The sequence below is a fragment of the Sphaerochaeta sp. UBA5849 genome (assembly GCA_002432715.1).
Classification (GTDB): Bacteria; Spirochaetota; Spirochaetia; order Sphaerochaetales; family Sphaerochaetaceae; genus Sphaerochaeta.
On sequence record DJGJ01000065.1, the window covers coordinates 16,772 to 41,030 of the forward strand.

Annotated in this window: 24 protein-coding genes; 9 read left to right on the forward strand and 15 right to left on the reverse strand. The window is 51.9% G+C overall.

Annotated features, from left to right (window positions below; genetic code table 11):
- The first annotated feature begins 48 nt into the window (after positions 1 to 48).
- From B3K89_RS11150 to B3K89_RS11170, 5 genes are all read left to right on the forward strand, one after another.
- Positions 49 to 624 (forward strand): hypothetical protein, encoded by a 576-nt coding sequence (locus B3K89_RS11150; RefSeq protein WP_345907418.1) that lies wholly within the window; start codon positions 49 to 51, stop codon positions 622 to 624.
- A 118-nt stretch (positions 625 to 742) separates the two neighbouring features.
- Positions 743 to 1,522, forward strand: coding sequence for a DeoR/GlpR family DNA-binding transcription regulator (locus B3K89_RS11155; protein WP_293893496.1), 780 nt, complete (start codon positions 743 to 745; stop codon positions 1,520 to 1,522).
- An 18-nt stretch (positions 1,523 to 1,540) separates the two neighbouring features.
- On the forward strand, positions 1,541 to 2,683 hold the full coding sequence (locus tag B3K89_RS11160; protein ID WP_293893493.1) for an Ldh family oxidoreductase: 1,143 nt from the start codon (positions 1,541 to 1,543) through the stop codon (positions 2,681 to 2,683).
- Between the two features lie 19 nt (positions 2,684 to 2,702).
- Positions 2,703 to 3,992 (forward strand): malic enzyme-like NAD(P)-binding protein, encoded by a 1,290-nt coding sequence (locus B3K89_RS11165; RefSeq protein ID WP_298502265.1) that lies wholly within the window; start codon positions 2,703 to 2,705, stop codon positions 3,990 to 3,992.
- Between the two features lie 116 nt (positions 3,993 to 4,108).
- A complete protein-coding gene (locus B3K89_RS11170) occupies positions 4,109 to 4,699 on the forward strand; it encodes a GNAT family N-acetyltransferase (protein ID WP_293893488.1) in 591 nt (196 codons plus the stop codon).
- Between the two features lie 122 nt (positions 4,700 to 4,821).
- Here the strand turns inward: B3K89_RS11170 and B3K89_RS11175 are convergent, their stop codons facing one another.
- The 9 genes from B3K89_RS11175 to B3K89_RS11215 all read right to left on the reverse strand — a co-directional run bounded on the left by B3K89_RS11175 (position 4,822) and on the right by B3K89_RS11215 (position 14,504).
- A complete protein-coding gene (locus tag B3K89_RS11175; protein ID WP_293893485.1) occupies positions 4,822 to 5,058 on the reverse strand; it encodes a hypothetical protein in 237 nt (78 codons plus the stop codon).
- Positions 5,059 to 5,443: 385 nt separating this feature from the next.
- The gene (locus B3K89_RS11180) at positions 5,444 to 7,243 is read right to left on the reverse strand and encodes a hypothetical protein (RefSeq protein ID WP_293893482.1); all 1,800 of its coding nucleotides are present in this window, start codon (positions 7,241 to 7,243) and stop codon (positions 5,444 to 5,446) included.
- A 9-nt stretch (positions 7,244 to 7,252) separates the two neighbouring features.
- On the reverse strand, positions 7,253 to 8,392 hold the full coding sequence (locus tag B3K89_RS11185; RefSeq protein WP_293893479.1) for an aminotransferase class I/II-fold pyridoxal phosphate-dependent enzyme: 1,140 nt from the start codon (positions 8,390 to 8,392) through the stop codon (positions 7,253 to 7,255).
- An 11-nt stretch (positions 8,393 to 8,403) separates the two neighbouring features.
- On the reverse strand, positions 8,404 to 9,645 hold the full coding sequence (locus B3K89_RS11190) for an alpha-L-fucosidase (protein WP_293893476.1): 1,242 nt from the start codon (positions 9,643 to 9,645) through the stop codon (positions 8,404 to 8,406).
- Positions 9,646 to 9,663: 18 nt separating this feature from the next.
- Positions 9,664 to 10,368 carry a FadR/GntR family transcriptional regulator gene (locus tag B3K89_RS11195; protein ID WP_293893473.1) on the reverse strand — a complete coding sequence of 235 codons (705 nt, stop codon included), beginning with the start codon at positions 10,366 to 10,368 and terminating at the stop codon, positions 9,664 to 9,666.
- Positions 10,369 to 10,372: 4 nt separating this feature from the next.
- Complete coding sequence (locus B3K89_RS11200) at positions 10,373 to 11,218, reverse strand: carbohydrate ABC transporter permease (RefSeq protein WP_293893470.1); 846 nt, start codon at positions 11,216 to 11,218, stop codon at positions 10,373 to 10,375.
- Entirely contained in the window at positions 11,215 to 12,207 is a 993-nt protein-coding gene (locus B3K89_RS11205) for a carbohydrate ABC transporter permease (RefSeq protein ID WP_293893467.1), read from the reverse strand. The genes B3K89_RS11200 and B3K89_RS11205 overlap by 4 nt, the downstream gene beginning before the upstream one ends.
- A 70-nt stretch (positions 12,208 to 12,277) precedes the next feature.
- Complete coding sequence (locus B3K89_RS11210; protein ID WP_293893464.1) at positions 12,278 to 13,618, reverse strand: ABC transporter substrate-binding protein; 1,341 nt, start codon at positions 13,616 to 13,618, stop codon at positions 12,278 to 12,280.
- A 286-nt stretch (positions 13,619 to 13,904) separates the two neighbouring features.
- Positions 13,905 to 14,504: a DUF6657 family protein gene (locus tag B3K89_RS11215; RefSeq protein WP_345907419.1), complete on the reverse strand. Its 600-nt coding sequence runs from the start codon at positions 14,502 to 14,504 to the stop codon at positions 13,905 to 13,907.
- Positions 14,505 to 14,584: 80 nt separating this feature from the next.
- Between B3K89_RS11215 and B3K89_RS11220 the strand changes: the two genes are divergently transcribed.
- Genes B3K89_RS11220 through B3K89_RS11230 form a run of 3 tightly spaced genes read left to right on the forward strand, consistent with a single transcriptional unit; the run spans position 14,585 to position 17,061 of the window.
- A complete protein-coding gene (locus B3K89_RS11220; RefSeq protein WP_293893458.1) occupies positions 14,585 to 15,238 on the forward strand; it encodes a trimeric intracellular cation channel family protein in 654 nt (217 codons plus the stop codon).
- 15 nt (positions 15,239 to 15,253) lie between these two features.
- On the forward strand, positions 15,254 to 16,438 hold the full coding sequence (locus tag B3K89_RS11225; protein WP_293893455.1) for an alanyl-tRNA editing protein: 1,185 nt from the start codon (positions 15,254 to 15,256) through the stop codon (positions 16,436 to 16,438).
- A complete protein-coding gene (locus B3K89_RS11230) occupies positions 16,435 to 17,061 on the forward strand; it encodes a VTT domain-containing protein (protein ID WP_293893452.1) in 627 nt (208 codons plus the stop codon). Before B3K89_RS11225 ends, B3K89_RS11230 begins: the two co-directional genes overlap by 4 nt.
- Here the strand turns inward: B3K89_RS11230 and purB are convergent.
- Together purB and B3K89_RS11240 are read right to left on the reverse strand one after the other, a co-directional pair.
- Positions 17,051 to 18,454 (reverse strand): adenylosuccinate lyase, encoded by a 1,404-nt coding sequence (gene purB / locus B3K89_RS11235; RefSeq protein WP_293893449.1) that lies wholly within the window; start codon positions 18,452 to 18,454, stop codon positions 17,051 to 17,053. The two genes, B3K89_RS11230 and purB, sit on opposite strands and share 11 nt — an antisense overlap.
- Positions 18,455 to 18,501: 47 nt before the next feature.
- Positions 18,502 to 19,575 carry an extracellular solute-binding protein gene (locus B3K89_RS11240; protein ID WP_293893446.1) on the reverse strand — a complete coding sequence of 358 codons (1,074 nt, stop codon included), beginning with the start codon at positions 19,573 to 19,575 and terminating at the stop codon, positions 18,502 to 18,504.
- A 325-nt stretch (positions 19,576 to 19,900) separates the two neighbouring features.
- Between B3K89_RS11240 and B3K89_RS11245 the strand changes: the two genes are divergently transcribed.
- Positions 19,901 to 20,716 carry a histidinol-phosphatase gene (locus B3K89_RS11245; protein ID WP_293910300.1) on the forward strand — a complete coding sequence of 272 codons (816 nt, stop codon included), beginning with the start codon at positions 19,901 to 19,903 and terminating at the stop codon, positions 20,714 to 20,716.
- A 61-nt stretch (positions 20,717 to 20,777) separates the two neighbouring features.
- Here B3K89_RS11245 and B3K89_RS11250 read toward each other — a convergent pair whose 3' ends face one another.
- The 4 genes from B3K89_RS11250 to B3K89_RS11265 are packed head-to-tail and all read right to left on the reverse strand — an operon-like array spanning position 20,778 to position 24,051.
- Positions 20,778 to 21,674, reverse strand: coding sequence for a glycine betaine ABC transporter substrate-binding protein (locus tag B3K89_RS11250; RefSeq protein ID WP_345907420.1), 897 nt, complete (start codon positions 21,672 to 21,674; stop codon positions 20,778 to 20,780).
- A 15-nt stretch (positions 21,675 to 21,689) separates the two neighbouring features.
- Complete coding sequence (locus B3K89_RS11255) at positions 21,690 to 22,289, reverse strand: ABC transporter permease (protein ID WP_293894205.1); 600 nt, start codon at positions 22,287 to 22,289, stop codon at positions 21,690 to 21,692.
- Complete coding sequence (locus tag B3K89_RS11260) at positions 22,286 to 22,927, reverse strand: ABC transporter permease (protein ID WP_293894202.1); 642 nt, start codon at positions 22,925 to 22,927, stop codon at positions 22,286 to 22,288. Before B3K89_RS11260 ends, B3K89_RS11255 begins: the two co-directional genes overlap by 4 nt.
- Entirely contained in the window at positions 22,924 to 24,051 is a 1,128-nt protein-coding gene (locus B3K89_RS11265) for an ABC transporter ATP-binding protein (protein WP_293894199.1), read from the reverse strand. Before B3K89_RS11265 ends, B3K89_RS11260 begins: the two co-directional genes overlap by 4 nt.
- Between the last annotated feature and the right edge of the window lie 208 nt (positions 24,052 to 24,259).

Here is a 24,259-nt window from a genome sequence, read left to right on the forward strand (position 1 = left end):
CGATAATCAAGGGGGAATAGTGAGGATTCTTTACAAGGAGGCATGATGATGAAACGAATGCTGCTTGTCTTATGCTTGGGTATTGCATATCTGGCTCCACTTTCTGCGTTTGGCAGTGAGCGGCATCTGAACATCAGTTTTGCCGCAGGCCGGCACTATGGATCTGCTTTGGACTTCGATACATCCTATGGCCTGGACATATCCTATTTCCTGTTCACACCATTTCAAGGCACTGGTCTGGTGACCAAGGTATCCACAACGTTTGCCGACTCGATCACCCGCATGGCTTTCTTCATCGGTCCGGCATTTCGCTCTGTATTGGCCGGGGGAGTTGATGGCTATGCCTCTGCAGGGCTCTCCATTGCCGATATCGAGAATCAGGTTCCAGGGGGAAGTAATGAGCTTCAGCTTGGCTTGGGAGCGGATCTGGGCGCCCGCTTCCGGTTCGCAAGTTCAGGCTCGCTCGATGTGGCTCTTGCTGCAGGCATTCTTGCCGATGTTTCCCTGCTCCATCTTCTTGATGGAAAGCGAATAACCGATTGGGCGTTCTCCATCGTTCCCTATGTCGGACTCTCTTTTTCCTCGTTTGCTCTGTATGGATTTCCTTCCTACACCATATATTGAACTTTCTTGAACGTTTTTCTTGCATTCTTTCAGATATTCACGTTGACATATGAATGTTTTTGATTGTATTATGGAGATGTAACGGGTAAAAAGTACAAAAACATTCAAGGAAGTGTGCATGTCAATCATTCCTGCCAGCAGACAGCAGTACATTCTGAGCCTGATCAAGACCGAAGGTACAGTCACGGTCAGCCAGCTGGCTGAAGAGCTTGGAGTCAGTGAGCTTACCATCCGCCGCGATCTGGACCAGCTTGAAAAGAAAGGACTTGTGGAGCGCACCCATGGAGGTGCGACGGCCAGAAGAAACCTACCCGTCGAACCCGATTACCTGCAGAAAGCATCAGAATATCCCAAAGAAAAGGAAGCCATCGGACAGGCCGTGGCAGCCATGGTGGAAGAGGGTGACACCCTGTACATCAACAGCGGGTCAACCACCTTTGAGGTGATTCGCTCGGTGGTTGCACTTCAGAAAAAGGTGACCATTGTCACCAACAACATCGACGCCATTTGGCTGTGCAAGGAGAGTGAACACATCCGTCTCATTCTTGCAGGCGGAGTGTATCGAAGCCGAAGCCACTCTGTTTCCGGCTCCCTCTCTTCTATCTTGGTCAATCAGGTCTATGCGAACAAGGCAATCATCGGCGTCGACGGCTTTTCGCCATCGGCCGGGCTTACCACCCCCATCCTGGAGGAGGCGGAGACCACCCGTGCCATGATCGAGCATACCGTAGGGACGGTCATTGTGGTGGCCGCAGCAAACAAGATCGGGGTGGTGTCGAACTTCAAGACCGTAGGACTCGATCAAGTCGATGTGTTGGTCACCGATGAAAAAGGCGGTGAAATCGTCAAGCAAATGGAGATCCCTGAGGGTCTTGCAATACAAATAGCAACTACATAGGTGTAGGAGGAGTACCGAATGAAGTATATGGATGAGTATGCCGAGCAGTATAAGGATTGCGCTTGGGTCAGCTTTGAGGAACTTGAGGCATTCATGGAAGAGGCTCTGGTTCATGCAGGAGTGCCTGCCGCTGATGCCAAGATCATCGGCGATGTCCTGATCGAAAGTGACAAGCGGGGCATCGACAGCCATGGAATCGGGCGCTTGAAGCCGATTTACATCGACCGCATCGATATGGGCATCATGAACCCTGTCACCGAGATCGAGGTGATCAAGGACCAGGATGCCACCGCAGTGCTTGATGCACACAACGGCATGGGCCATGTTGCAGGCTACCGTGCTATGGAAATGGCCATCGAGAAGGCCAAGAAGTATGGTTTGGGCATGGTGGTGGTACGCAACTCCAACCACTACGGTATTGCAGGCTACTTTGCCACCATGGCTACCAAGGCCGGCATGCTGGGCATCACCGGTACCAACGCCCGTCCCTCCATTGCACCGACCCACGGGGTGGAGAACATGCTGGGAACCAATCCTTTGACCTTCGGGTTTCCCACCGATGAGGAGTTCCCCTTTGTCCTCGACTGTGCCACCAGCGTATCGCAGCGGGGCAAGATCGAGGTATACGGAAGGGCAGGCAAGGAGCTTCCCGCCGGTTGGGTGATTGATAGCGAGGGAAAGACCAGAACCGATACGCTGCAGGTGCTTGAGGACCTGACGACCGGCAAGGCAGCCCTTACTCCGCTCGGAGGCATCGGCGAACTCACTGGCGGCTACAAGGGCTTCGGCTATGCAACCGTGGTTGAGATTCTCAGTGCCGCCCTGCAGGACGGAGCCTGGATGAAGGCCCTCAACGGCTTTGACGAGAACCATAAGCCGATTCCCTATCCGCTTGGGCACTTCTTCATCGCCATCGATCCCGAACACTTCATGGGTTTGAACACCTTCAAGCGCATCGCCGGTACCATCTGCCGTGAACTGCGCGCAAGCAAAAAGGCTCCGGGCGAGGATTATATCTTCACCGCCGGTGAAAAAGAGTACCTGGCCTACCAGTTCCGCAAGGAACACGGCTGCCCGGTTCCTCCTTCACTGCAGAAGGTCATGGTAACCCTGCGCGATAGGTACAAGATGGATTACAAGTGGGATTTTGAGAAGAAATAAGGAAAAGGAGAAATACAGAATGCAAGACGATTTGACCAAGCGCGCGCTTGATTACCACATGATGGATGGAGTCCCGGGAAAGGTCTCGGTTGTTCCATCCAAACCCTGCCAGACTGCCAGCGACCTCGGTTTGGCTTACACGCCCGGTGTTGCAAAGCCTGTTCTGGCCATTGAAGCCAACCCCGAGGATGCCTATAAGTACACCTCCAAGGGAAACTTGGTTGCTGTCATTTCCAATGGGACAGCCATTCTCGGTCTTGGTGACCGTGGAGCTCTGGCCAGCAAACCGGTCATGGAAGGCAAGGGTGTCCTGTTCAAGAGATTCGCCGACATCGATGTGTTCGACATCGAGCTGGATGAGAAGGACCCGGATAAGATCATCGCCATGGTAAAAGCTATGACCCCTACCTTCGGTGGTGTGAACCTCGAGGACATCAAGGGACCTGAGTGCTTCAAGATCGAGCAGGAGCTGATCAAGCAGTGCAATATTCCCATTTTCCACGACGACCAGCACGGAACCGCCATCATTGCAACCGCCGGCCTGATGAACAGCTGCGAGATCGTGGGCAAGAAGCTTGAGGACATCAAGGTTGTCGTCAATGGCGCCGGGGCCGCCGGCATCAGCTGTGCAAAGATGTTTGTTGCGGCGGGTGTGAAACGCGAGCACATCACCATGCTCGACAGCAAGGGTGTCGTCTACAAGGGTAGAACAGTCGGAATGACACCTGAGAAACAAGAGTTCGCCACCGAAGGCAGTGCACGCACACTCGCTGATGCAATGGTGGGAGCTGATGTATTCATGGGGCTTTCCGTCGCAGACTGTGTAACGCCGGAAATGCTGCTCTCCATGGACAAGGACCCGGTGGTATTCGCCATGGCCAACCCCAATCCCGAGATCGACTACGAGCTGGCGATGTCCACCCGCAGCGACCTGATCATGGCAACCGGAAGAAGCGATTATCCGAACCAGATCAACAACGTACTCGGCTTCCCCTTCATTTTCCGAGGTGCTTTGGATGTCCGTTCGGTCATCATCAGTGAAGGCATGAAGATGGCAGCCGCCAAGGCTCTTGCTGCACTTGCAAAAGAACCGGTTCCTGCCTCCGTCGAGAAAGCCTATGGTGGACAGAAGTTCAGCTTCGGCCGCAACTACATTGTTCCCAAGCCGTTCGACCCCCGCGTCATCGAATGGGAAGCAGTGGCGGTTGCCAAGGCTGCGTGCGAGGAAGGTCTTGCTGCAAAGCCCATCACTGATTGGGAAGCCTATAGAGCTTCCTTGGTGAAGCGGATGGAGAAGTACTGGAAGTAATGTGTTTCGTGTGTCTGGTGTTGAAGGCCGCCGTTTTGGCGGCCTTCTCATATTGCTGAATTGAGTTCTTGCCTGCCACCTGTTCAATTCACTAGGATGCATACAGGAGACTTCCCATGCACCTTATCGAATGCTCTCGATCCTATGCCGACCAGATTCTCGCAATCTATAACGATGCAATACTGACCACCACCGCCATGTATGAGTATTCTGAGCGGCCCAAAGAGTCCATGACCGCCTGGTTCGATGCAAAAGAGCAGGGCGGGTATCCCGTCATCGGCTTGGTGGACGACTATGACAGGCTGCTGGCCTTTGGAACCTATGGACCGTTTCGGGCGAGACCTGCCTATCACTACACCATTGAACACTCGGTGTATGTGCACAAGGACCATCGGGGTAAAGGCCTCGGGCCTATGATTCTCTCCACCTTAATCGAGAAGGCCATCGAGCAGCAGTATCATTGCATGGTTGCCGCTATAGATTCTGATAACGCCGCCTCAATTCATATGCACGAAAAGGCCGGATTCGAGCCTATCGGTGTGGTCAAGGAAGTGGGGTACAAGTTCGGCGCATACAGAAGCTTGGCTCTGATGCAGTTGCTTCTCCCTACACCTGAAAAGCCGAAAGAAATCCAAGCTTCAAGAAGTATTCCTCCAGTTTTGCACACAGAAGCCAAATTTCATTGGGCTATAGGAATCATCTTTTGAATTGAAAAGGTAGAATAGTTATAACAGAAAAAATAGAAAAGAGAAGCCAGTGATGTTTCCCGCAACACTGGCTTCTAACTATATGCAAGCTTGTCTGTCCGGACGCGCTTTCTGTGAGCAAATCAGTTGGCAACCACGAACAAGGTTCTTTCCATTCCCTGCTCGAACACCGAGTAGGTGAAGTTGTGGGCGTTGGAAGCCACCTGAAAGCCGAACTCGTCGGCACTGAAGGTGGTCCTCTCAGGAACGTATGCGGTCAGTCTCAAGACTGCGGTTTCGTTTATGCCTGCGGCGAAGAGAGAGGAAGAAAGCAGGGCCATCAGGATGATGGTAAGTGTAATGGTTGCTAACTTCTTCATCTGCTCTCTCCTTTTTATCGTCCTTGTACTTGAATGATACGTGAGATGTGAGAAGAAGTCAATATAGTAAAACATATAATTTGTTGTAATAAAAGAAGATAGAAAATGTCATATGTGCGAAGAAGTGGCTTCTAACATCTACCAATAACATCTCACATATCACAAGTGATAACCGGTTTAGCAACCGGGTTTCGTCACTTGTGACAGAGAGAAAACCAAGGAATTTGAAGGCATATGAGGATATGAGGGAGATGGAGCCTATGGCATACCTCCAGCTGTGACAAAAGACATGAACGAAGAGCAGGTCCGCTTCTGACAGGAGGGCGGTGGAAGAAGTGATATGAACTTCTACCATCGCCGGGGAATCTTATTCACTGTATGGGCGCTATTGAAAAGAGGAAGGGAGAGGGATGGACCTAACCTGCATGTGCATGTCGTCTATTTCGAATGCCAAGGATCCGCAACGGGGAAATTCGAGGTTGAGTGCATAAGCGTTCTGTTGGGTTGAGAATACAGCCTCAACGACAATCGGTTTGAGAGTTGAGGCGTAATCGTAGAGAAGGGGATAGCGCAGCTTGCGCATGCCTGGGTGGGAAATGAAGAGGAAATATCGGTCATCCTGTCTTCTGCACCAGAAATCAAGCGGCTGTGAACTCTTAAGCAAGGGTTTGAGATGGGTGGGGAACTCTCTGCGAATGGTTGCAGTGAGGCTTTCATACTGTGGATGCTTGTTTGTCCCGGGCTGCATTGGAATGGTAGTGAAATATATGGGTGCACCAAGATTCTTCAGTTCAAGCAAATGCTTGAGTGAATCGAAGGTCAACCATTCATTCTGACAAAGCAATGCGTCGATGGTTCGATGCTTGTATCGCAGAAGGCCTTGTGCAAAGACAAGGTCCTTGAGCCACAGAGGCGAGAACCAAAGCGGCCGGTACACAAGCAACTCATCGGGAATTTTCAATTCCTGAAGCTCCCAGTAAAACCTGCTGCTGGGTTTCTGCTTCTGTTGCGGCAGTTCATCTTGCATCCATTGGTCTTCCAATGGAAGCAGTATGGAAAGTCTTGATTCTGCCTCCCCTTTGGAAAGGAATTCACTCAAGGTTGCCAGGTATGCATTGAAAGGCAGCAGGTACGGCTGAAGCGCACTGTTCGGCCCCACATGCACGGTGGCATAGAACTCGTTGGGGTTGTCGAGTGTTTCATAGGGCTTGCCGTGCCATACGATACGGTTGACCCCCCAGGCGAACTGCGCATCGGCAACACAGCGAAGGTCGTCGATTTTTTCTGCTTTCAAGCCGGGCGGAGTTGCAGGATTGGGAACCCAGCCATAGATGCAGGAAAAAGTCTCGCTCGACACCAGTCTTTTGTGTTCCATTGCAGCCGCAGAGGCCGCAAGCAAGGAAAAATCGGGATCGAACAGCAGCGTTTCTGATTCAGGGATATCAACAAGGGCGTAGGCGGCAAGCATATCGGTAGGTGCGCCATGGCACTGGACACGACTAGTTGCGCCCACCTGGTGACAGATGGTGCTGAACGGTTGGTAGAAATCAGTCAACACCCGCTGCGAGATCAGACAGCGGTAATCAAAGCGTTGGTCCCTGCTGTTGTTTTTCGGATCGTAGGAGTAGCCGAATTTTGCCAGGAACGCTTCGGCAAATTCGTTGAATCCAAGGTTGTGTGTTTCCACCTCCCATGAGTCGCAAAAGAGGGAGAGGGGCGCAATTGTGCAAAATTTCTCGAATCCATGCTCAAGAAGATGGGAAGCATACCAAGTCAAGGCCTTCTCATCGAGATGGTCGAGCACTCGTGCCGGCCCTGATGCATACCGGGCCTCCCATGAACGGTCGACAGTCTGGGGTTGTTCCCCCGTCAGGGTCTTGGTTCCATACTGCTCCGGGATGAAAGTTCCCGAGAACGGCCACAAGGTACCAAAGGTGAGGTCGCACCCGAGATTGCGCTTTTTGCATCCCCTGATGGTATATTCCACATAATACTGGAACTGCTCATCAAGAAAACGGGGACCTTCTTCGGCTTTGCAATCCTTGCGTGGATACACCCAGGCGATTTCGACTCCACCAAAACCATGGGAGGCGATCCAATCGAGCTGTTCATCAATGGCCCGGATCTCCAACGGACCTGAGAACCACCACCAACGGACGTAGGGTCTGGCATCTGAGAACATCAACGCCGGCTCCTACAAATGCGAGAACGCTTGATCAAGGTCCTCAATCAGTGTCTGAGGGTCCTCCAGACCGATGTGCAGCCTGAGAACCGACGGATCCCCGTCTTTGGTTGCAAGGGGAGGGAATACCAGACTCTCGTACCCGCCCCAACTTACGCCGATACGAAAGGCCGTCAATGAGTTTACAGCCTCTTCAATTCTTGACCTGTCTTTGGACTTCAGTTTCAGTGACAACAATCCTGAGCCTCCCTTCATTTGGGAGGAGGCGAGCTGGTAGTCGGGACTCTTGGGGTGCATCGGATAAAACACCTGTTGGACAGCAGGGTGGTCATACAGGTAATCACACACCTTCAGGGCGCTCTGATAGTGGTAGGGAAGCCGTACATGCAGGGTGCGCATCCCTCGTTGGATCAACCATGCTTGGAAGGGATCTGGGACATGACCGATCGGCAAAAACTCAGTTCTGACAATTTGCTCAACCAATGCATTGCTGCCGATTAAGACTCCTCCGATGATATCGCTGTGCCCTCCCAGATACTTGGATGCTGAGTGCACAACCAAGTCGATGCCCATGGCCAATGGATTCTGATACAGCGGTGTCGCCCACGTGTTGTCTACAATGGTGGTAATGCCGTTCTGCTTTGCAATCTTTGCGAGGGCAGGAAGATCCTGCACTCTCAAATAAAGGGTTCCAGGACTTTCCAAATACAACACCTTTGTATTGGGCTGGATTGCTTTCTCAACTTCATCCAGCTTGGTTGCATCCACAAACGTTGTGGTCACCCCGAAGCGTTTGAGATAGGTGTTGCTGATGTACTTCGCCCATGTGTAGGCATCACTGCTGCATACGATATGATCGCCTTGTCCAACACAGGAGAGAATGCTTGAGGCGATCGCCGCAACGCCTGCGGAGAAGAGCTTTGCCCGCTCGCCTCCCTCCAGGGCTGCGATGCGCTGTTCAACCAACTCGACGGTGGGATTGTTCCCACGGGAGTACAGATGAGTGGAAAGCTCATCAGACAGGGCTTTTCGCAACGCCTCTACGGTAGGAAAGGTAAACAACGATGTCTGATACAGCGGAGCCGCCACCGGACGTTCGATCTGGAGAAAATCATACGTATCATCAGTCACAATATCTGCAATTCGGTACATGGATGCTTCCTTCAACCCCGAATGGGTTCAAATACAATTTCATCGCCTTCGACTTCAACACAGATGACCTGGTCGAACTCATCTTTTTCACGTTCGGGGAGGGTGATGAGCCAGCTGCTGTCGCCCTCGCAGGTGACCCGCTCCTTCAGTGTAAGCGGTAGCCTGTCCCACAGCCGGTAGCAGACCAGCGGCTTATTGGCAATATTCAACAAATATGCCCGCCCCATCTCCTCGAAAATGTGGATGTACAACTTTCCGGGTTTGGCTGTGAAATATCCCCAATCAATGTCGTAGGGATACATCGGCATCCGCTTGGTGCCATAGATACTCTCACCGTTCTTGGTCATGAATGAGCCTACAGCCTTCAGTACGTCAACGCTCGGCTGTGGGACTTCACCGGTTCCGGTCGGTCCGATGTTGAGCAGGTAGTTACCCCCTCTGCTGACGATTTTAACCAACGAGCGGATAATCTGCTTGGGACTCTTCCATGCATGGTCGTTCTTGTTGTATCCCCAGCTGTTGTTGATGGTTGCCGGGACTTCAAAGGAAGCAGGATAAGGCAACAACGGGATGAAATTATCCCCGGTGGTCATGTAATCGCCAAGGCCATTGCCGATTCTCCCATTGATCAGGCAACTAGGTTGCAGGCCCTTGATGAGGTCCCTGAGCTCTTGTGATTGTTCCTTGGTCATATACATCGGAGTATCGAGCCAGATAAGGCCGATCGGACCATAGTTTGTCAATAGTTCGGTAAGCTGAGGGATGCACTTGTTTCTGAAATATTTCTCAAAATCCTTCCCATCAGGACCGATGCCGTCCTCGCATGCATCCTCATCGTCCCAGTCCTGGGCTTGCGAATAGTAGAGCCCGAAGACCAGATTATGCCGGTCGCAGGCTTCGCGTAGTTCACGTACGAAATCACGGTTGCTCGGTGTCGCTCTTTTGGAATTATACTGGGTTGCACGAGAGTCGAAGAGGGAGAAGCCATCATGGTGCTTGCTGGTAAACACCAGGTACTTCATGCCAGCCTCCTGGGCCAAGGAGGCTATGAACTCTGCATTGAAGTCTTTACCCTCAAACTGGCGGGCCAACTTTCGATACTCTTCAGCACTGATGGACAAATCGTGCATGATCCACTCTGCAATATTGTCTGTACTGGTTCCTTGGTATTCACCTGCAAGCAGTGAATACAGACCCCAGTGGATGAACATGCCGAATTTCCCGTCCATCCACCACAACGCTGATGGTTCCATACCTATGCGCCTCTCTTTTTACTGTATTTCTTTTTCCGCAAGATCGTTGAGTACTTCCAGATCGTAGCGGTAGATATATTCATGTGCAGCAACTGCATAGCTTGTTTGTCTTTGTTCCAAAGCCTTGACAATATCCATATGGAACGGGATGGTTTTCACCCAGATGTCCGAAACATTGCCCAAGATTTTTGTAAAACTGTTCAGTGAATCGATAAGGGAGAGCACCAGTTGGGTAAGTGTCGAGCTTCCCCCGCACTCAAGCAGAGCGATATGGAACTCCCGGTCCAACTGGACTGAAAATCTGCCTTCGTCCGCCATGGCGCAGAGCTGTTGGGCAATTCCCTTCAGATGAGCAATCTGCTGGTTACTCGCCCTTTCAACCGCTCTCTGGATTGCCAGTCGCTCAACCGATATCTTGATCTCCAATAAATCCTGATAGTTTACCCTTGCCAGCCTGAGTTGGATGGAATCGGCATTGACCTCGCGTCTGACAAAAGCGCCCTTGCCTACCAGCCGTTCAATGATGCCTGCCTCCTCGAGCTGGCAAAGTCCGAGGCGTACTGAATTGCGTCCTACCATCAATTCCTGGGCAAGCTGGCGCTCACCGGGCAGCTTGTCGCCGATCTTCAGACCGTTTCGGTAGATATAGCTGATGATCGCATCAGAGACCTTCTCATGCAGCAGATCCTTTGCAATGGGTTGTATTGGTTCCATCATACTCATGTCCTTACTCCTTGACTGCTCCAGCGGTAAGGCCTTCAACGACAAACTTCTGCATGAATGCAAACATGATTGCTGTAGGAAGAAGAGCACATACTCCACCGGCCATTAATACTCCCCATTTTACGTCATATTTGCCGATAAGTGACTTCAAACCTACAGGGATTGTCCATAAATCTGCAGTGTTTATGAATATCGTGCCTGCAATGAGTTCGTTCCAAGCGCCGATGAAGGCAAAAACAAACACAGCGACAATTCCAGGAAACATGACCGGCAGAACGATGCGGACCAAGGTGGTCAATTTGGAACAGCCTTCGACATAGGCAGCTTCTTCAAGCGTATACGGTATCCGTTCAAAAAAACTTCGCATCGTGATGACGCAGAACGGCAGGTTGGTGATCAGATAGAAGAAGAACAAGCTGAGTCTGGTATTGATCATTCCCAACTTCGCGAAAATAACATACAACGGAATGATTACGAGAATACCGGGTATCATCTGGGTAACCAGGAAGAACAGGAGCATTGCATCCTTTCCCTTGAAGGTGTACCGGGCAAGACCGTATCCTCCTAGAATTGAGAGCAGCGTGATGCACAATCCTGTTGAGACAGAGACGACAAGGCTGTTCGTGAGCATGCCCTTGTAATCATAGAGTTTGAAGAGCTGAACGTAGTTCTCGGTGGTGATTTCACGGGGAAAGTAAGTGATTTGTTGTGCATTGATAATCTCTGCATTGGTTTTGAACGAGGTGATGAACATCCAGTAGATCGGCAGGATGACCAGCAGAAGGAATACCAGAAGGATGACCGTTCTCCCGAAATTGCCCAAGTGGCGTTGCAAGGTATATGGTTTCATGAGAAGTTCCCCGCTTTGTTGTAGTTGGTCGCCTTGAGGAAGAGTGTCACATAGAGGATGAGGACCGTCATCAGCAGTACACCCAATGCAGAAGCCAGACCGAAATCGTAGCTGGCGAATGCCTTGGTATACATATAAGAGGGAAGGGTTTGTGAATAATTGGCCGGCCCCCCGTTGGTAATGACCACGATCAGGTCGAATGAATTAAAGATCCAAATGGTACGCAGCAGAATCGTTATGATTACGGTAGGTTTGATGTAGGGGAGGGTAATCTTGGTGAATCTTCTGATCGGTCCGCAACCGTCTATGTAGGAAGCTTCATACACATCGGCTGGGATTGACTGCAAGGCGGCAAGAATCATGATTGCAAAGAAGGGGATACCCATCCAAATCATTGCCATGATGACGACGGCCAGAGAGAAGCCGGGAGTTCCGAGCCAGGCAATCTTGCTGCCGATGAGGTGTAATTTCATCAAGAGGTCGTTGACCACGCCGTATTCGCCGTTGAAGGACCATCGGTGCATCAGACCGATGACGAAGGCTGAGAATGACCAGGGAAGGAAGACCAACGCCTGATAGAGTCCCCTGAAAGGAAATTGTTTGTTCAAAGCCATCGCCAATGTCATTCCCAACAAGAATTGGCCTGAAACTGAGACCACAACATAGATGAATGAGTTCTTGATGATGAGCCAGATATCCGTCTCAGAAAACAGCTTCTGAAAGTTTTCCAACCCATTGAAGCGGATTTTCGACGGGGCAGTGAGCTTATAGTTCTGAAAGGCCATAATGAAGCTGTTGATCAATGGATAGCCAAACATCAGAAGCAACAACAGCATGGTGGGCAGAAGAAAAAGATACGGCTCTGCCTTGCGGCGTGCTGAAAGATTGCTGTAGGTCGTCGGGCGACCTTTGGTATGCCTTCGTATGAACATCATACCAAAGGCGCATGCCGCCGCAACCCCTATTATGTAGAGTGCCAAGATCCCCATAGTCTTCATCCTTTATCCATCAAGCGATGGTACTGCAGGAACCCCTGCAGTACCATCTTCTTACTCCTGCTTACAGCAAACCCTTGGGCTGCTCGACTGCAGATCCGGGATTCTCGGCAAGATACGCTTTCATGCGCTTCTCCAGTTCATTGACAACATTGAACAAGGAAGTCTGTGCATCCTGTCTGCCCAACAGGTACTTCTGCATCTCTTCATGCATCATGCCTTGGTGCATATCTGTGTAATTGAACGGACCGAAAGCTACAGGAACCACCATGGCTGGATCGTTGAGCTGCTGCACAAAGGCTGCATACGGGCCGTTGGGGCCATAGAACGGGTCGTCTCCGACAGCGGTCTTGATGGGAATCAAGCCTGTGAGCTTGCAGTACTCGATGTTGTTGTCGGGTCTGGTAAGGAACTCGATGAGCTTCCAAGCTGCATCCTTGTTCTTCGAGGAAGAAGAGATGGAGTAGGCGTAGGGGGAGTTGACTGTATTATAAATCTTCCCATCCTTGTCGCTTCTCGGCATCGGCATAACCATCCACTGCTCATCCTTCATATTGGCAAGGGCGGTTGCAGTGACTTCACTATCATTGATGAGCGTACCGGTAAGTCCGCCGCAGAAGTTGTCCACCATCTCGACAAAGCCCCAGTTGATTGCATCCTTCGGTGCACAACCGTCGAGATAGAGCCCCATCCACTTCTTGTACGCATCAACGGCTTCCTGGTTCTTCATCAACGATGAACCGTCCGCTGCATAGGCCGAACCACCATTGAGGCTCTCGAGGTAGACAAACAAGGGATCGAAAGCCCCGCGTGAACCGCGGAACGAGGTGCCATACCGGTTCTTCGAGGGATCGGTAAGTTTGTAGACAGCATCGAAGTACTCTGCATAGGTCCAACCCTTCTTCATATCAAGATCGAGACCAACCTCTTTGGCCCAATCCTTGCGAACGAAGACGCCCTTGACCATCATCCCATCGGGGATGGTATAGATATTGCCGTACAGCTCCTGCTCCGCTTTCCACACAAGCTCGGTGACAGTTGAGGCATATTCGTCCTTGGTGGATCCGATATAATCGGACAAGGGGACGACCCATCCGGCTTCTGTGAATTGCCCAAGCCAACCTGCCCAGGTGGTCATGACATCCGGCAGCTGGTTTGAAGCACCGAGAACGGTAAGCTTGTTGGCTGCATCGTCCCAGGGCACACTTTCATACACTACGGAAATTCCGGTCTCCTGCTTGAATTTCTCGAATGTATTGGTGAAATACTCTTGGCGGGTCGGACTGGGGGATACGTCGATGAAGCGAAGTTTGGTTTCTTGCTTCTCGGCTGCTCCACCAGCAAAAGCGAACGTCATGATCGCCAGCATGGCAATCACCGAACACAGACGCAACTTGTTTCTCATAGAGGCCTCCTTTGGCTTTACTCCCTTACTAGGGATGGTGAACATAAGAAAACTGGATGGTCATAAAAAGAACCAGTTATTGTGAATATATTGTCATAATTTGAACAAAACAAGAAAAATTGGTTCCATAGTAGAACCACTATAGATAATCGTATCATAGAATCTACGTCTGTCAACAGTAATCTTGTGACAATATCACCTGCTTGGTATCCAAGATTCCCTCTCGAGGGTGATGATAAAAAAACCTGCCGAAATGGCAGGCTTCCTATTTGGATGACGCTCTTGCTCAGTCGATGCCAAGCAACTCTTTGATCTGAAGCTTTGCCTGGGTCAGGATATTGGTATACTGGTCGTCAAGCTGGGAGAGTTGTTTGTCCAACAACTTCATGAACTCAGGGTCCTGTTCGGGCCTGAGTGTGAAGTTGGGACCATACTGCTTTCTCAACTGGGCCTCTTTCTGCTGCAGAGCAGGAGCATACTGTTGCTTCAACCGCTCGACCAGATCCTCCTGGTTCTCCAGATACTGGCTGAAAAAGCCTTCCAGTTGCCCGAGCAACTGTTCAAGCTGCTCGTTGCCCTCACCGAGAATCATGCCCAGGTCGAGTACCTTCGCAAAGCTCTCCTTGAATGCAGCACTCCTGGGAAGTGCGAGATTGGACAGCATGGTGAGTGCCATACCCTCCTTGAATGCTTCCTTATCTTCAACAGGAACAGCGTCATACTGTTTCTTGGTACTTTCCTTTGTTGCATCTATATCGCTGAGGAAAGTGCCGGCCAATTGCCTGCCTTCCTTGACCTTGAGGTCCCGCTTGATTTTAACCGGGTCCACTTGGAGATTCTCAGCCTTTTCCAGTGCAAGTTCCCATGCAGATTTTATGATTGCCATACATCACTCCTCATTACTTTTCTAAAGATAGTGCAGTTCGCTGTCTTGGACAAGTCTTGGTTTGGTGATAGTCTCGAGCCATGGAACTGGAACTGGGCATCATCTATATTTTCGACCTGTTCGGAACTTTCATCTTCGCCGTCACCGGAGCCGTCAAAGGGGTGCGCTGCAAGCTCGACATCCTGGGCGTGGTGGTGTTTGCCTGCACCGTCGGCTGCGGAGGCGGAATGTTTCGGGATATGCTGATCGGGGCAACCCCGGTTGCCGCCTTGACCAACAGCGCCTATATTCTTACGTGTGTAGGGACGGGGCTTGCAGTGTTCTTTCTCGCCCCGAAATTTGTTGGCAAGTGGAGAGTCATCCTCTTTGCCGACTCTCTTGGGTTGGGTGTATTCACCGCCTTGGGCGTGGCCAAAGGAGCCATGTACGGCATAGGTCCGGTTGGGCAGGTGCTTTGTGGTGTCTTCTCGGCTGTTGGCGGTGGTGTGGTCAGGGACATCATGAGCCGCTCGGTCCCCACCGTCCTGACAAGCGACTTCTACGCCACCGCTTCATTGATCGGAGGCATCGTCTACCTGCTTCTGGAAATGACAGGTTTGGGAATGTTCGCAAAATTCCTGATGGCAAGCAGCACGGTGTTCATCATCCGCTTGATCGCAATCAAATACCATTTCCATCTGCCGGTGGCCGATACCGCCCTGCCGGTGGATGATTACTTGACCATGCAACACTGATTTGGAAGGAAGTACATGCATTCATATCCTCTTTATTACGAACAGCCTTATCAAAAAACTCATACAGCAACCATTGTCGACATCATCGATGGAAATCTGATTCTGGATGCAACCATCTGCTACCCCGAGGGGGGCGGGCAGAGTGGTGATATCGGCACAATTTCAGGTGTTCAACTATTGAACACGACCAAGGACGATGACCACACCATCCATCACCACGTCAAGCAGCAGGTGTTTCATATCGGCCAGCAGGTGAATATCGAACTGGATTGGCAGCATCGCTTCCATTTCATGCAGATGCACACAGCCCAGCATGTGGCCAGCGGCCTTCTCTTCACCCGGTTCGGCATCCAGACAGTGAGCGTCCATCAGGGTGAGCGCATCCTCACCATCGAAACCGATGCTGCATCAGTCGACCAGGAAATCTGTTTCGAGCTTGAGGATTTGGTGAATGCCGTGATCCGCGGCAATCATCCGGTGCACTATGAAGTACATACCCGGACCTCGGCACAGAGCCTAGGGCTGAGAAGGTCGATCAAGGTGGAGGGGGACGGAGTGCGCCTGGTTGTCGTCGAAGATGTCGACACGGTTGCCTGCGGAGGCCTCCACGTTGCCAACACCAGTGAGATCGAGTTGTTTCACTACTCAGGGCAGGAAAAAATCCGCGGACACATCCGCCTCATCTTCACCGTAGGGCAAATGGCACGTCAGCAGATCAGAAAAGCACAAGATGCCGTCACCGAGCTGGGTGTGCTCTTCTCCGCCCCGCTGGAGGATCTGGTCGAGGTGGCAAAAGCCTCAGTCGCTCAGGCCGCTCAGACAAAAAGTGAGCTGAGAAGGGCCCAGCAGGCCATAGCATCCCTCCAGCTCTCCTCATTGGTTGCTCATGCCCCTCTGGTTGCATCGATACCGGTGGTCTATTGGAACGTCCCGCAAGACATTGATATGAAGGATGTCGCCCAAGCCTTCCCTGAGCATGAGGATTTGCTGCTTTTTGCAGCCAAGATGGTCGATGGAAGACTGCTTTGGCTGGTTGGCGTTCAAGGCAAAGCTTCAACTCTGTTTGACTTCAATACAAGAAAAAGCACCTTGCTTTCAGCCATAGAAGGAAAGGGAGGAGGCAAAGCCCCGCTCTTCCAAGGGTCTGCAAAGGCCGACAGTGCTGTCTTTTTTTCTACATGCAAGGATCTGATGCAATGACATTCCAAGAACGAGTGAAAGCACTCTTTGCCAAAGAGACCTACCTCAAAAGTGATGGGGCTCTCGATACCAGGAAGCTGCTCAAGCGCACCTTGGTTCTCATGCTCTTCATTTTTTTGCTCTACTACATCGGCTTTCAGTTCTATCAACGACTTGGGTGGGACAAGAACGCGGTGGTACAGCGGTTCATCACCGATTTCGGGGTGCCTGGGGTGGCTCTGTACGTCTACATCGTCGATCTCTTCGTGCTGCCTTTGTCGGTTGACCTGATGTGGCCTTTTGTCATGGATTGGCATCCGCTTCTGGCGATTGTTGTGATGGGAACGGCCTCGGTGGCCGGGGCCTTCTCAGCCTATCTGTTCGGCCGCCTGGTGGGTCTCATACCCCTCTTTCGGCGGTGGGTGCTCAGGCAGTCGGGCACGCATACCGAGCAGCTGATCACCAAGTACGGAATCTGGGCGATTGTCATCAGCGGCTTGACACCCTTGCCGTTCTCCACCATCTGTACGGTGGCAGGCATCGTGGAGCTCAAAGTCCACCTTGTCCTGCTCTCCATCACGATCCGCTATGTACGAATGGCGCTCTACTACCTGATTTTTGCAGGCCTGATCGTCATCGGCTGAGCACGTCCCTGATCTCCTCGATCACCTTGCGGGTGCGCTCCGGGCTGTCGCCGATGTACTGGTTGGCATCGAGCAGGGCTTCGATGGCTTCCTTTTGAAGGTAGGCACGAATTGTTGCGTCCTCACAGAGCATCTGCTTGAGGGTGTTCGGCTTGCCGGCCTGCACCTCGGCCCAAGCGCACAGACTGTGTTCACGGATCAACTCATGCATCTCCTGCCGGTTCGCACCGTTCTTTCCGAGCTCCATGAGAAGCCGCTCGCTTGCAGCGAAAATGCCGTAGGAGGCGAGATTGCGTTCAATGCCTGCACGATGCACCTGCATGCCGTGCACCACCTTGATTGCGGTGCTGAGAATCTCATCAACCGACAAGAAGAGTTCGGGCAGCACGAGGCGGCGGTTGGCACTGTCGTCAAGGGTCCGCTCGAGCAGGGTGGATGCGGCATTCTGCCACAGTACGCTCTCCTGGGCTTCGACAAAACGACAGAGGCTGTCGATCTTCTCGCTGTTGATCGGGTTGCGCTTGAACGGCATGGCCGACGAGCCTACCTGCTTGGACCCGAAAGGTTCGCTCCATTCTCCGATTGGAGGGCTTTGCAGCAGTCTGAAGTCTATGAAGAACTTATACAGGGTAGCACAGAGGGAAGAGAGGGCTTGTCCGATCCTGAGGTCCTGCTTGCGGGTGTACACCTGGGTTGCCGCAGTGTAGGCCTCAAGCCCCAGGTCCTTCATCACCATCGCCTCAAGCTGTGAGGCAGTGATGCCGGTACCCCGGAGCAATTCGGTATAGCTTGCACTGGTACCCACCGCCCCCTTCATGCCCTTGCCCCGGATCGAGGCATAGACGCGAATCAGGTCCTGAAGATCCTCATTGAGGTCCTGCGCCGTCTGGGCAAGCCGATACCCAACGGTTGTGGGTTCTGCGGGCTGGATATGAGTGAAGGCCATGCAGGGTTGATCTGCATAGGCCTCCATGCGGGTGATGAATACTGCAAGCAGCGCCTTGACCTGGATGATGACCAGGTTCAGAGCCTCCTTGAGACGCATGGCATCCATATTATCCAGGATGTCCATGCTGGTGGCCCCGAGATGGATGACAGCCCCCCCTTTGGGGCACTGCTCAGCATAGGTCTTGATTTCAGCCATCAGGTCATGACCGATTTCAGCTTCTATCTCAGTTGCGCGTTCAATGTCGATAGTGTCCTGATTGGCGACCAGCTCATCAAGCTGCTCTGCCGACACCAAGTTCGCTTGAGACTGAGCCTTGGCCAAGGCCACCCAGATTCTCCTCAGTAATTTGCGCTTGTGCTCCTCACTGAAAACGGTTCGCATCTGCTGACTGCCGTAGCGCCAGCTGAAGGGGGAGAGATAGGTGTCATGGGTAAAGCTTTGCATTCAGACCTCCGCATACCCATGACTGTACTCCCTAACGCAAGTTCAGGTCAATTGACGTAACGGATCGTCTCCCATGCCTTGTTATACATCTCAAGATTTGGTCCGAGGTCGTCTTTCAGCTCATAGTTCTCAAGCATCTCGACGGTGTAGAACGGAGTGGTGGTCCGATACTTCTCAGCCTCGGTATTGACTGAGGCAGGGAAGTGGAACCGGTCGAGGAATTGGGCGTAGTTCTCCGGCTTGTGGATGTAGTTGATGAACTCAAGGGCAAGGTCGTAGTTCCTTGCTCCCTTGGGAATGCACATCGAGTCGAAGTACATCGGCCCGCCGTCGGCGGGGAGGAAGAAATCGACGTCAGCCCACTCGCTTTCAGGCAGCTCTTCGAAAATTGCTTCGGCATAGCCGTGGGAAACCCAATACTCGCCGGAGGCAAAGGCCTTGGCAAATCCCTCGGCATCGAATTTGACGAGATTCGGCTTCCACGTGTCATTGACAAGCTTTCTTGCTTCTTCAAGTTCGGCGGGGTTGGTTGTGTTGACCGAGTAACCCAGGTATGCCAAGGCATCACCGAGGACTTCGCGCATATCGTCCATCATGACCATGCGACCCTTGAGGCGTGTATCTGCGAAGATATTCCAAGTCTTCTCATACTCCTTGACCATTTTGGTATTGACTGCAATACCGCTGGCTCCGAGATAGTAGGGGACCGAGTACTCCATCTTCGGGTCATAATAGGCCTTTGAGAGGGCAAAGTCTGTGATGTATTGGAGGTTGGGCATTTTGGAAGTGTCGATTTTCTCCAGCATGTTCAGGTTCTTCATGATCGAGACATAGTCACCCGAAGGAAAAATTACGTCATAGCCTGCATCACCGCTGGCCATGAGCTTGGCAAACATCTCCTCGTTGGAGGCGAAGTAGTCGAGTACCACGTCAACACCATACTCTTTCTCAAACGATTCAATGACCGAGTCGGGAGTATAGTAGGACCAGTTGTACACATACAGTTTTTTACTGCTGGTGGTATTTTTCTCAGTTGCTTTGGAACAACCGAGGAAGAGAAGAGAGCCCAGGACAACCAGGGCAAAAGCGAGGATGAGGTGCTTGGTGGTAGGTTTGCTCATGGCTAAACCTCCTGTACAATAGTGATGTCTGCCCGTCCAGGTCAACATACGCCATTCCCTGGATCGGTGATAGGTGTGAAGCCTTGCCCGGCAAGGCCCAATGGATATTTCTAGGCTGGGGTGGCAAGGAGAAGATAAGATTGCGAACTGGTTGTGTAGTGCATCGGTATCTCCTTGGAATTCAGCCCCATAATTGGGTATTTCTGAAAGTAGGTCAATCACTTTGCTGGGCAAAACCAAAAATTGATACATTTTTTCTTCAACGGCATCGCTTGTGAGCGTTGCATAAACAAGCTGAATCACCGATACTTGCTCTTCAAGAAGTATGTACACACAAACCTACTCCCAGGAGGTGGTTAACCTCCATACCCATAGCTTTTATTGCGGACATGGCAGCGGACAGGTGAGCGAATATGCCCAAGCGGCTGTAGACCAGGGTCTGGCATTGCTAGGCTTTACCGAGCACTGTCCGGTACCCGACTCCCGATGGTCCAGAACCCGGATGGCCTATGAGCAGATGGCTCTCTACGAGCAGGATGTAAAGGCGGTACAGCAGCAGAACCTGCTCACTATCCTTACCGGGTACGAATGCGACTACCTTGAGCAATATCAGGGATATTACGAAGAGCTGAAAACGAAAACCGATTACTTGATTTGCGCCATTCACGATCTCAGTTTTGACAGCAGGCGAGAGTACTCGGTGTTTTGGAACACCCTGACCAAGGAAGACCTCGGCCTGTACACCGACCTCTACTGCAAAGCCTTGCAGTCGGGGCTCTTCCTCTTCGGCGCACACCCTGATGTCTTTGCCTACAATTATCATACGTGGGATGAAGAGGCCGTGGCCTGTTCGAAGGCGATCATCGAGTGTGCCGCAAGTTCCGGTGTTGCCTTGGAGATCAACGCCAACGGCATGCGCAAGCGCAAGGTGAAGACAGCGGACGGGGAACGCTATGCCTACCCGGTTCTCCCATTCTGGGAGCTGGCAAGCGAATATCCGGTACAGGTGGTCACCAACAGCGACGCCCATAAGCCGGCTGAAATTCGGGCCGGCCAGGACAAGGCCTTCGCATTGGCTGAACAGGTGGGGATCACCTATGCCTCCTATGCGTTGGTGGATGGCAGGATTGCCCTACTCTAGAAGAAAAGGGACAGAGGGCAACGCCCCCTGCCGGGGTATACTACGGAAAAACATCTCCGTATTATACGAGGTTCTGTGATTTGAGGAACTCGGACGCAACTTGCTCAACGGCTTTCCCTTCCACATCGACAAGGTAGTTGAGCTCCGTCATCGTCTCATCGTCAAGCCTGCCTCCGAGCATGTTCAGGACATTTTTCAGCTCAGGATGCTTGTCCAGGACATCCTTGCGCACAATCGGTGCTGCATGGTAGGGAGGGAAGAATCCCAGGTCGTCCTCGAGGATTTTCAGATTGTACTGCTTGATCGGGCCGTCGGTGGCGAAGGCATCGGTGACGTCCATGTCACCGCGTCCGATCGCCTGGTACTTGAGCGAGGCGTTGAGTTTCATCGGCTCTCCCTTGAACTGGAAGCCGTAGAGGTCTACCAAGCCGTCGAAACCGTCCCGTCGGTCGAAGAATTCATGTTCTGCACCGAATACCAGGTCAGGGGCATAGGGAATCAGGTCGCTGTAGGTTTCCACCCCATAGGTTTCATACACTTCAGGGGTGACAGCCAGGGTGTAGGTATTGTTCAGGCCAAACGGCTCGAGCCATACGATATCCCATTGCTTCAAAAACTCCTCGCTGACGATTCGATAGGACTCGTCGGGATCATTGACCACATCCATTTTCAGGTGGGCGGTCAGACCGGTGCCGGTATACTCTGGATACACGTCGATCTGGTCATTCTTGATCGCGTTGAAGTTGACAAACGTGCCGCCCAGATTGAGCTTGCGGTTCACCTTGAGGTCGGTATGGGCTTCCACCAGCTGGGAAAGCATTTCGGCGATGACGATATTCTCTCCAAAGTCCTTTGACCCAATGGTTATGCTGTCGTTCTTGGCGCAGCCGGTGAAAACCAGGATTGCGGCCAAAGCCAGCGTCAGTACACTCATAATTTTGGTTCTTTTTGCATGCATATGTCTCAATACTCCTTACCGTGTGTGTTTTAGTAGTCGTTTTTCAGCTTTTCCCATGCCCCAATCGATAATGAGGGCTATGACAACAACCGGAATTGCTCCGAGCAGAATCCTGTCCATATTCCGTTGCTGGATTCCCCGGTAGATGATGTACCCCAAGCCGCCGCTGCCGATGAGAACACCCATCACGGCGATGGAGAGTGAGTTGACCAAAGCCACCTTCAGGCCGCCGAAGATCATGGGTATGGAGAGGGGGATTTCCACCCTCACCAACCGTTGCGTCCTGCTCATGCCCATGCCGCGTGCGGCATCGATGATGTGGGGAGGCAGCTCCGTCAGGGACGTATGGGTATTACGAATGATGGGAAGCAGTGCATACAGCACGAGGGCCACTATCATGGTAAGGTCCCCCAGTCCAAAGACGATCATCAACAGGGCCAATAAGGCCAGTGATGGGATGGTCTGGATGATCTCGGCAAGGCCGATGATGAAGCTCCCCAGTTTTCGTTTCCAATAGGAGAGGACCCCCAAGGCGATGCCGATGACCGATGCAAAGACCATCGCTATTGCTACTATGGTTATATGTTCTGCGATTGCGTTCATAAGTTCATTCATGTGTTCCTCCTGAGCCCGCGCGGGGTGAGAAGCTTTTGCAAGAAACCGATGAAGGCGCTGAATGCAAAAGCCAGGATTGCAGAGGGTATGGCACCGGCAAGGATGTAGTCGGTGTTGTAGGTGGCCAGACCAGTCCAGATCCAGTCTCCCAAGCCTCCTGCCCCTATCATGCCGGCCAAGGTTGCCCAGCTGACGATATAGACCGCCGAGATGCGGATTCCGCTGACAATTGCAGGGAGGGCGAGGGGAAGCTCCACCTTGAAGAGCACTTGGCTCTTGGTCATGCCGATTCCCTTTGCTGCATCCTTGTAGGCAGGTTGTACTTCAGTGATGCCGGTGTAGGTATTCCTGAGGATGGGCAGTATCGAGTAGATGGTCAGTACCGCCAAAGCCGGCAGGGTTCCGATTCCCATGAATATCAGGGCGAATCCCAACATGACCAGACCTGGGATTGTCTGTACGGTTCCTGCAAGGGCGAGGACCGGCTTGGCAGCTCTCTTGTGCCTGGTAAGCAGGACTCCCAAAGGTATGGCGATTGCCATTCCCAGGCCCACTGCAATGAGGACCAAGGCGATGTGTCGGCCGATGCTGGCAAGCATCGCTTCTGTGTTCTTGGAAAAAAAGGCTATCATTCTCATGCCGACAAGTCCCCCCAGAGCGCTTCTCCCATGGCCTTCGCCGTACTGGTCCTGGTTATGATTCCAGCCACAGTCCTGTTGTCGTTGAGCACAACCACATAGTTGGAAGTGGAGGAGAGCAGCTTGTCCAGCGCCTCCTTCGCATCGTCTTTGCGACCGACTGTCATGGTGTCGGGATTGATCAACTCCGCAATCGAGCGGCCGGCCCTTCCGCGTGTTTTGATATCCTCGATGGATACTGTTCCAAGATAGGTCTCATCATCATCGATGACTACCAGGCTGTTGATCTCGCGCTTGCTCATCATCTCGATGGATTCGAGCGTCTTGGTATTCTTATAGACCTTATAGACTTTCTTCTTCATAAAGTCCTCTGCAAGCAGGATTGCAGCGGGACTTTCATGGCCCACATGTTTGCCCATGAAGCTTTTGATCACCGGGCTTGCCGGATGCTGGAGCATCTCCTCGGCACTGGCCATCTGTACAATCCTGCCCTTGTCCATGAAAATAATGGTGTCGGCGAGTCGAAGTGCCTCATCCATATCATGGGTGACAAAGACGATGGTCTTTTTCAGTTTCTTCTGGATCCGCTTCACTTCTTCCTGAAGCGAATCGCGGGTAACCGGGTCCAAGGCCCCAAAGGGTTCGTCCATCAGGACGATCGGCGGCGATGCCGCCAAGGCTCTGAGAACCCCGATGCGCTGTTGCTGTCCCCCTGAAAGTTCAGAAGGATATTTATGTGCGTTCTCCTCATAGGGCATATCAACCAAGGCAAGGAGGTCGTGGACGATTTTGTCGCACTCCTCTTTGGAGTAGCCCAACAGCTTGGGAACTACGCTGATGTTCTGGTGTACGGTCATGTTGGGGAACAAGCCTATTTGCTGAATGACATAGCCGATCTTTCGGCGCAGCTTTACAGCATCCTGCTTGGTCACGTCCTTGCCATCGATGAAGACCGTACCGGCTTTGGGTTCGATCAAACGGTTGATGGTCCGTAGTGTGGTGGTTTTACCGCATCCGCTGGGACCGATCAACACGACGAACTCTCCCGTTTTGATGGTAAAGCTCAAATCATGCAGAACGGTGTTTGACCCGTATCGTTTGGTCACATTCCTAAATTCAATCATCGTGTTTCTCCTCGTATAACAGTGATGTCTTTTCTGTGCAAGTTAAGACAACCTAATAGTAATATATAAGTTGTCAGTTAGGCAACCCAAGGCAAAAATTAGTCTATTGGTCAGCCGAAAATTGCAAATGGACGCTCTGTTTGAGGATATTTGTGAATTTGGACAGCAAAATTGTTCACACCATCATGGTGTCAGTTTGCAAAAAAAG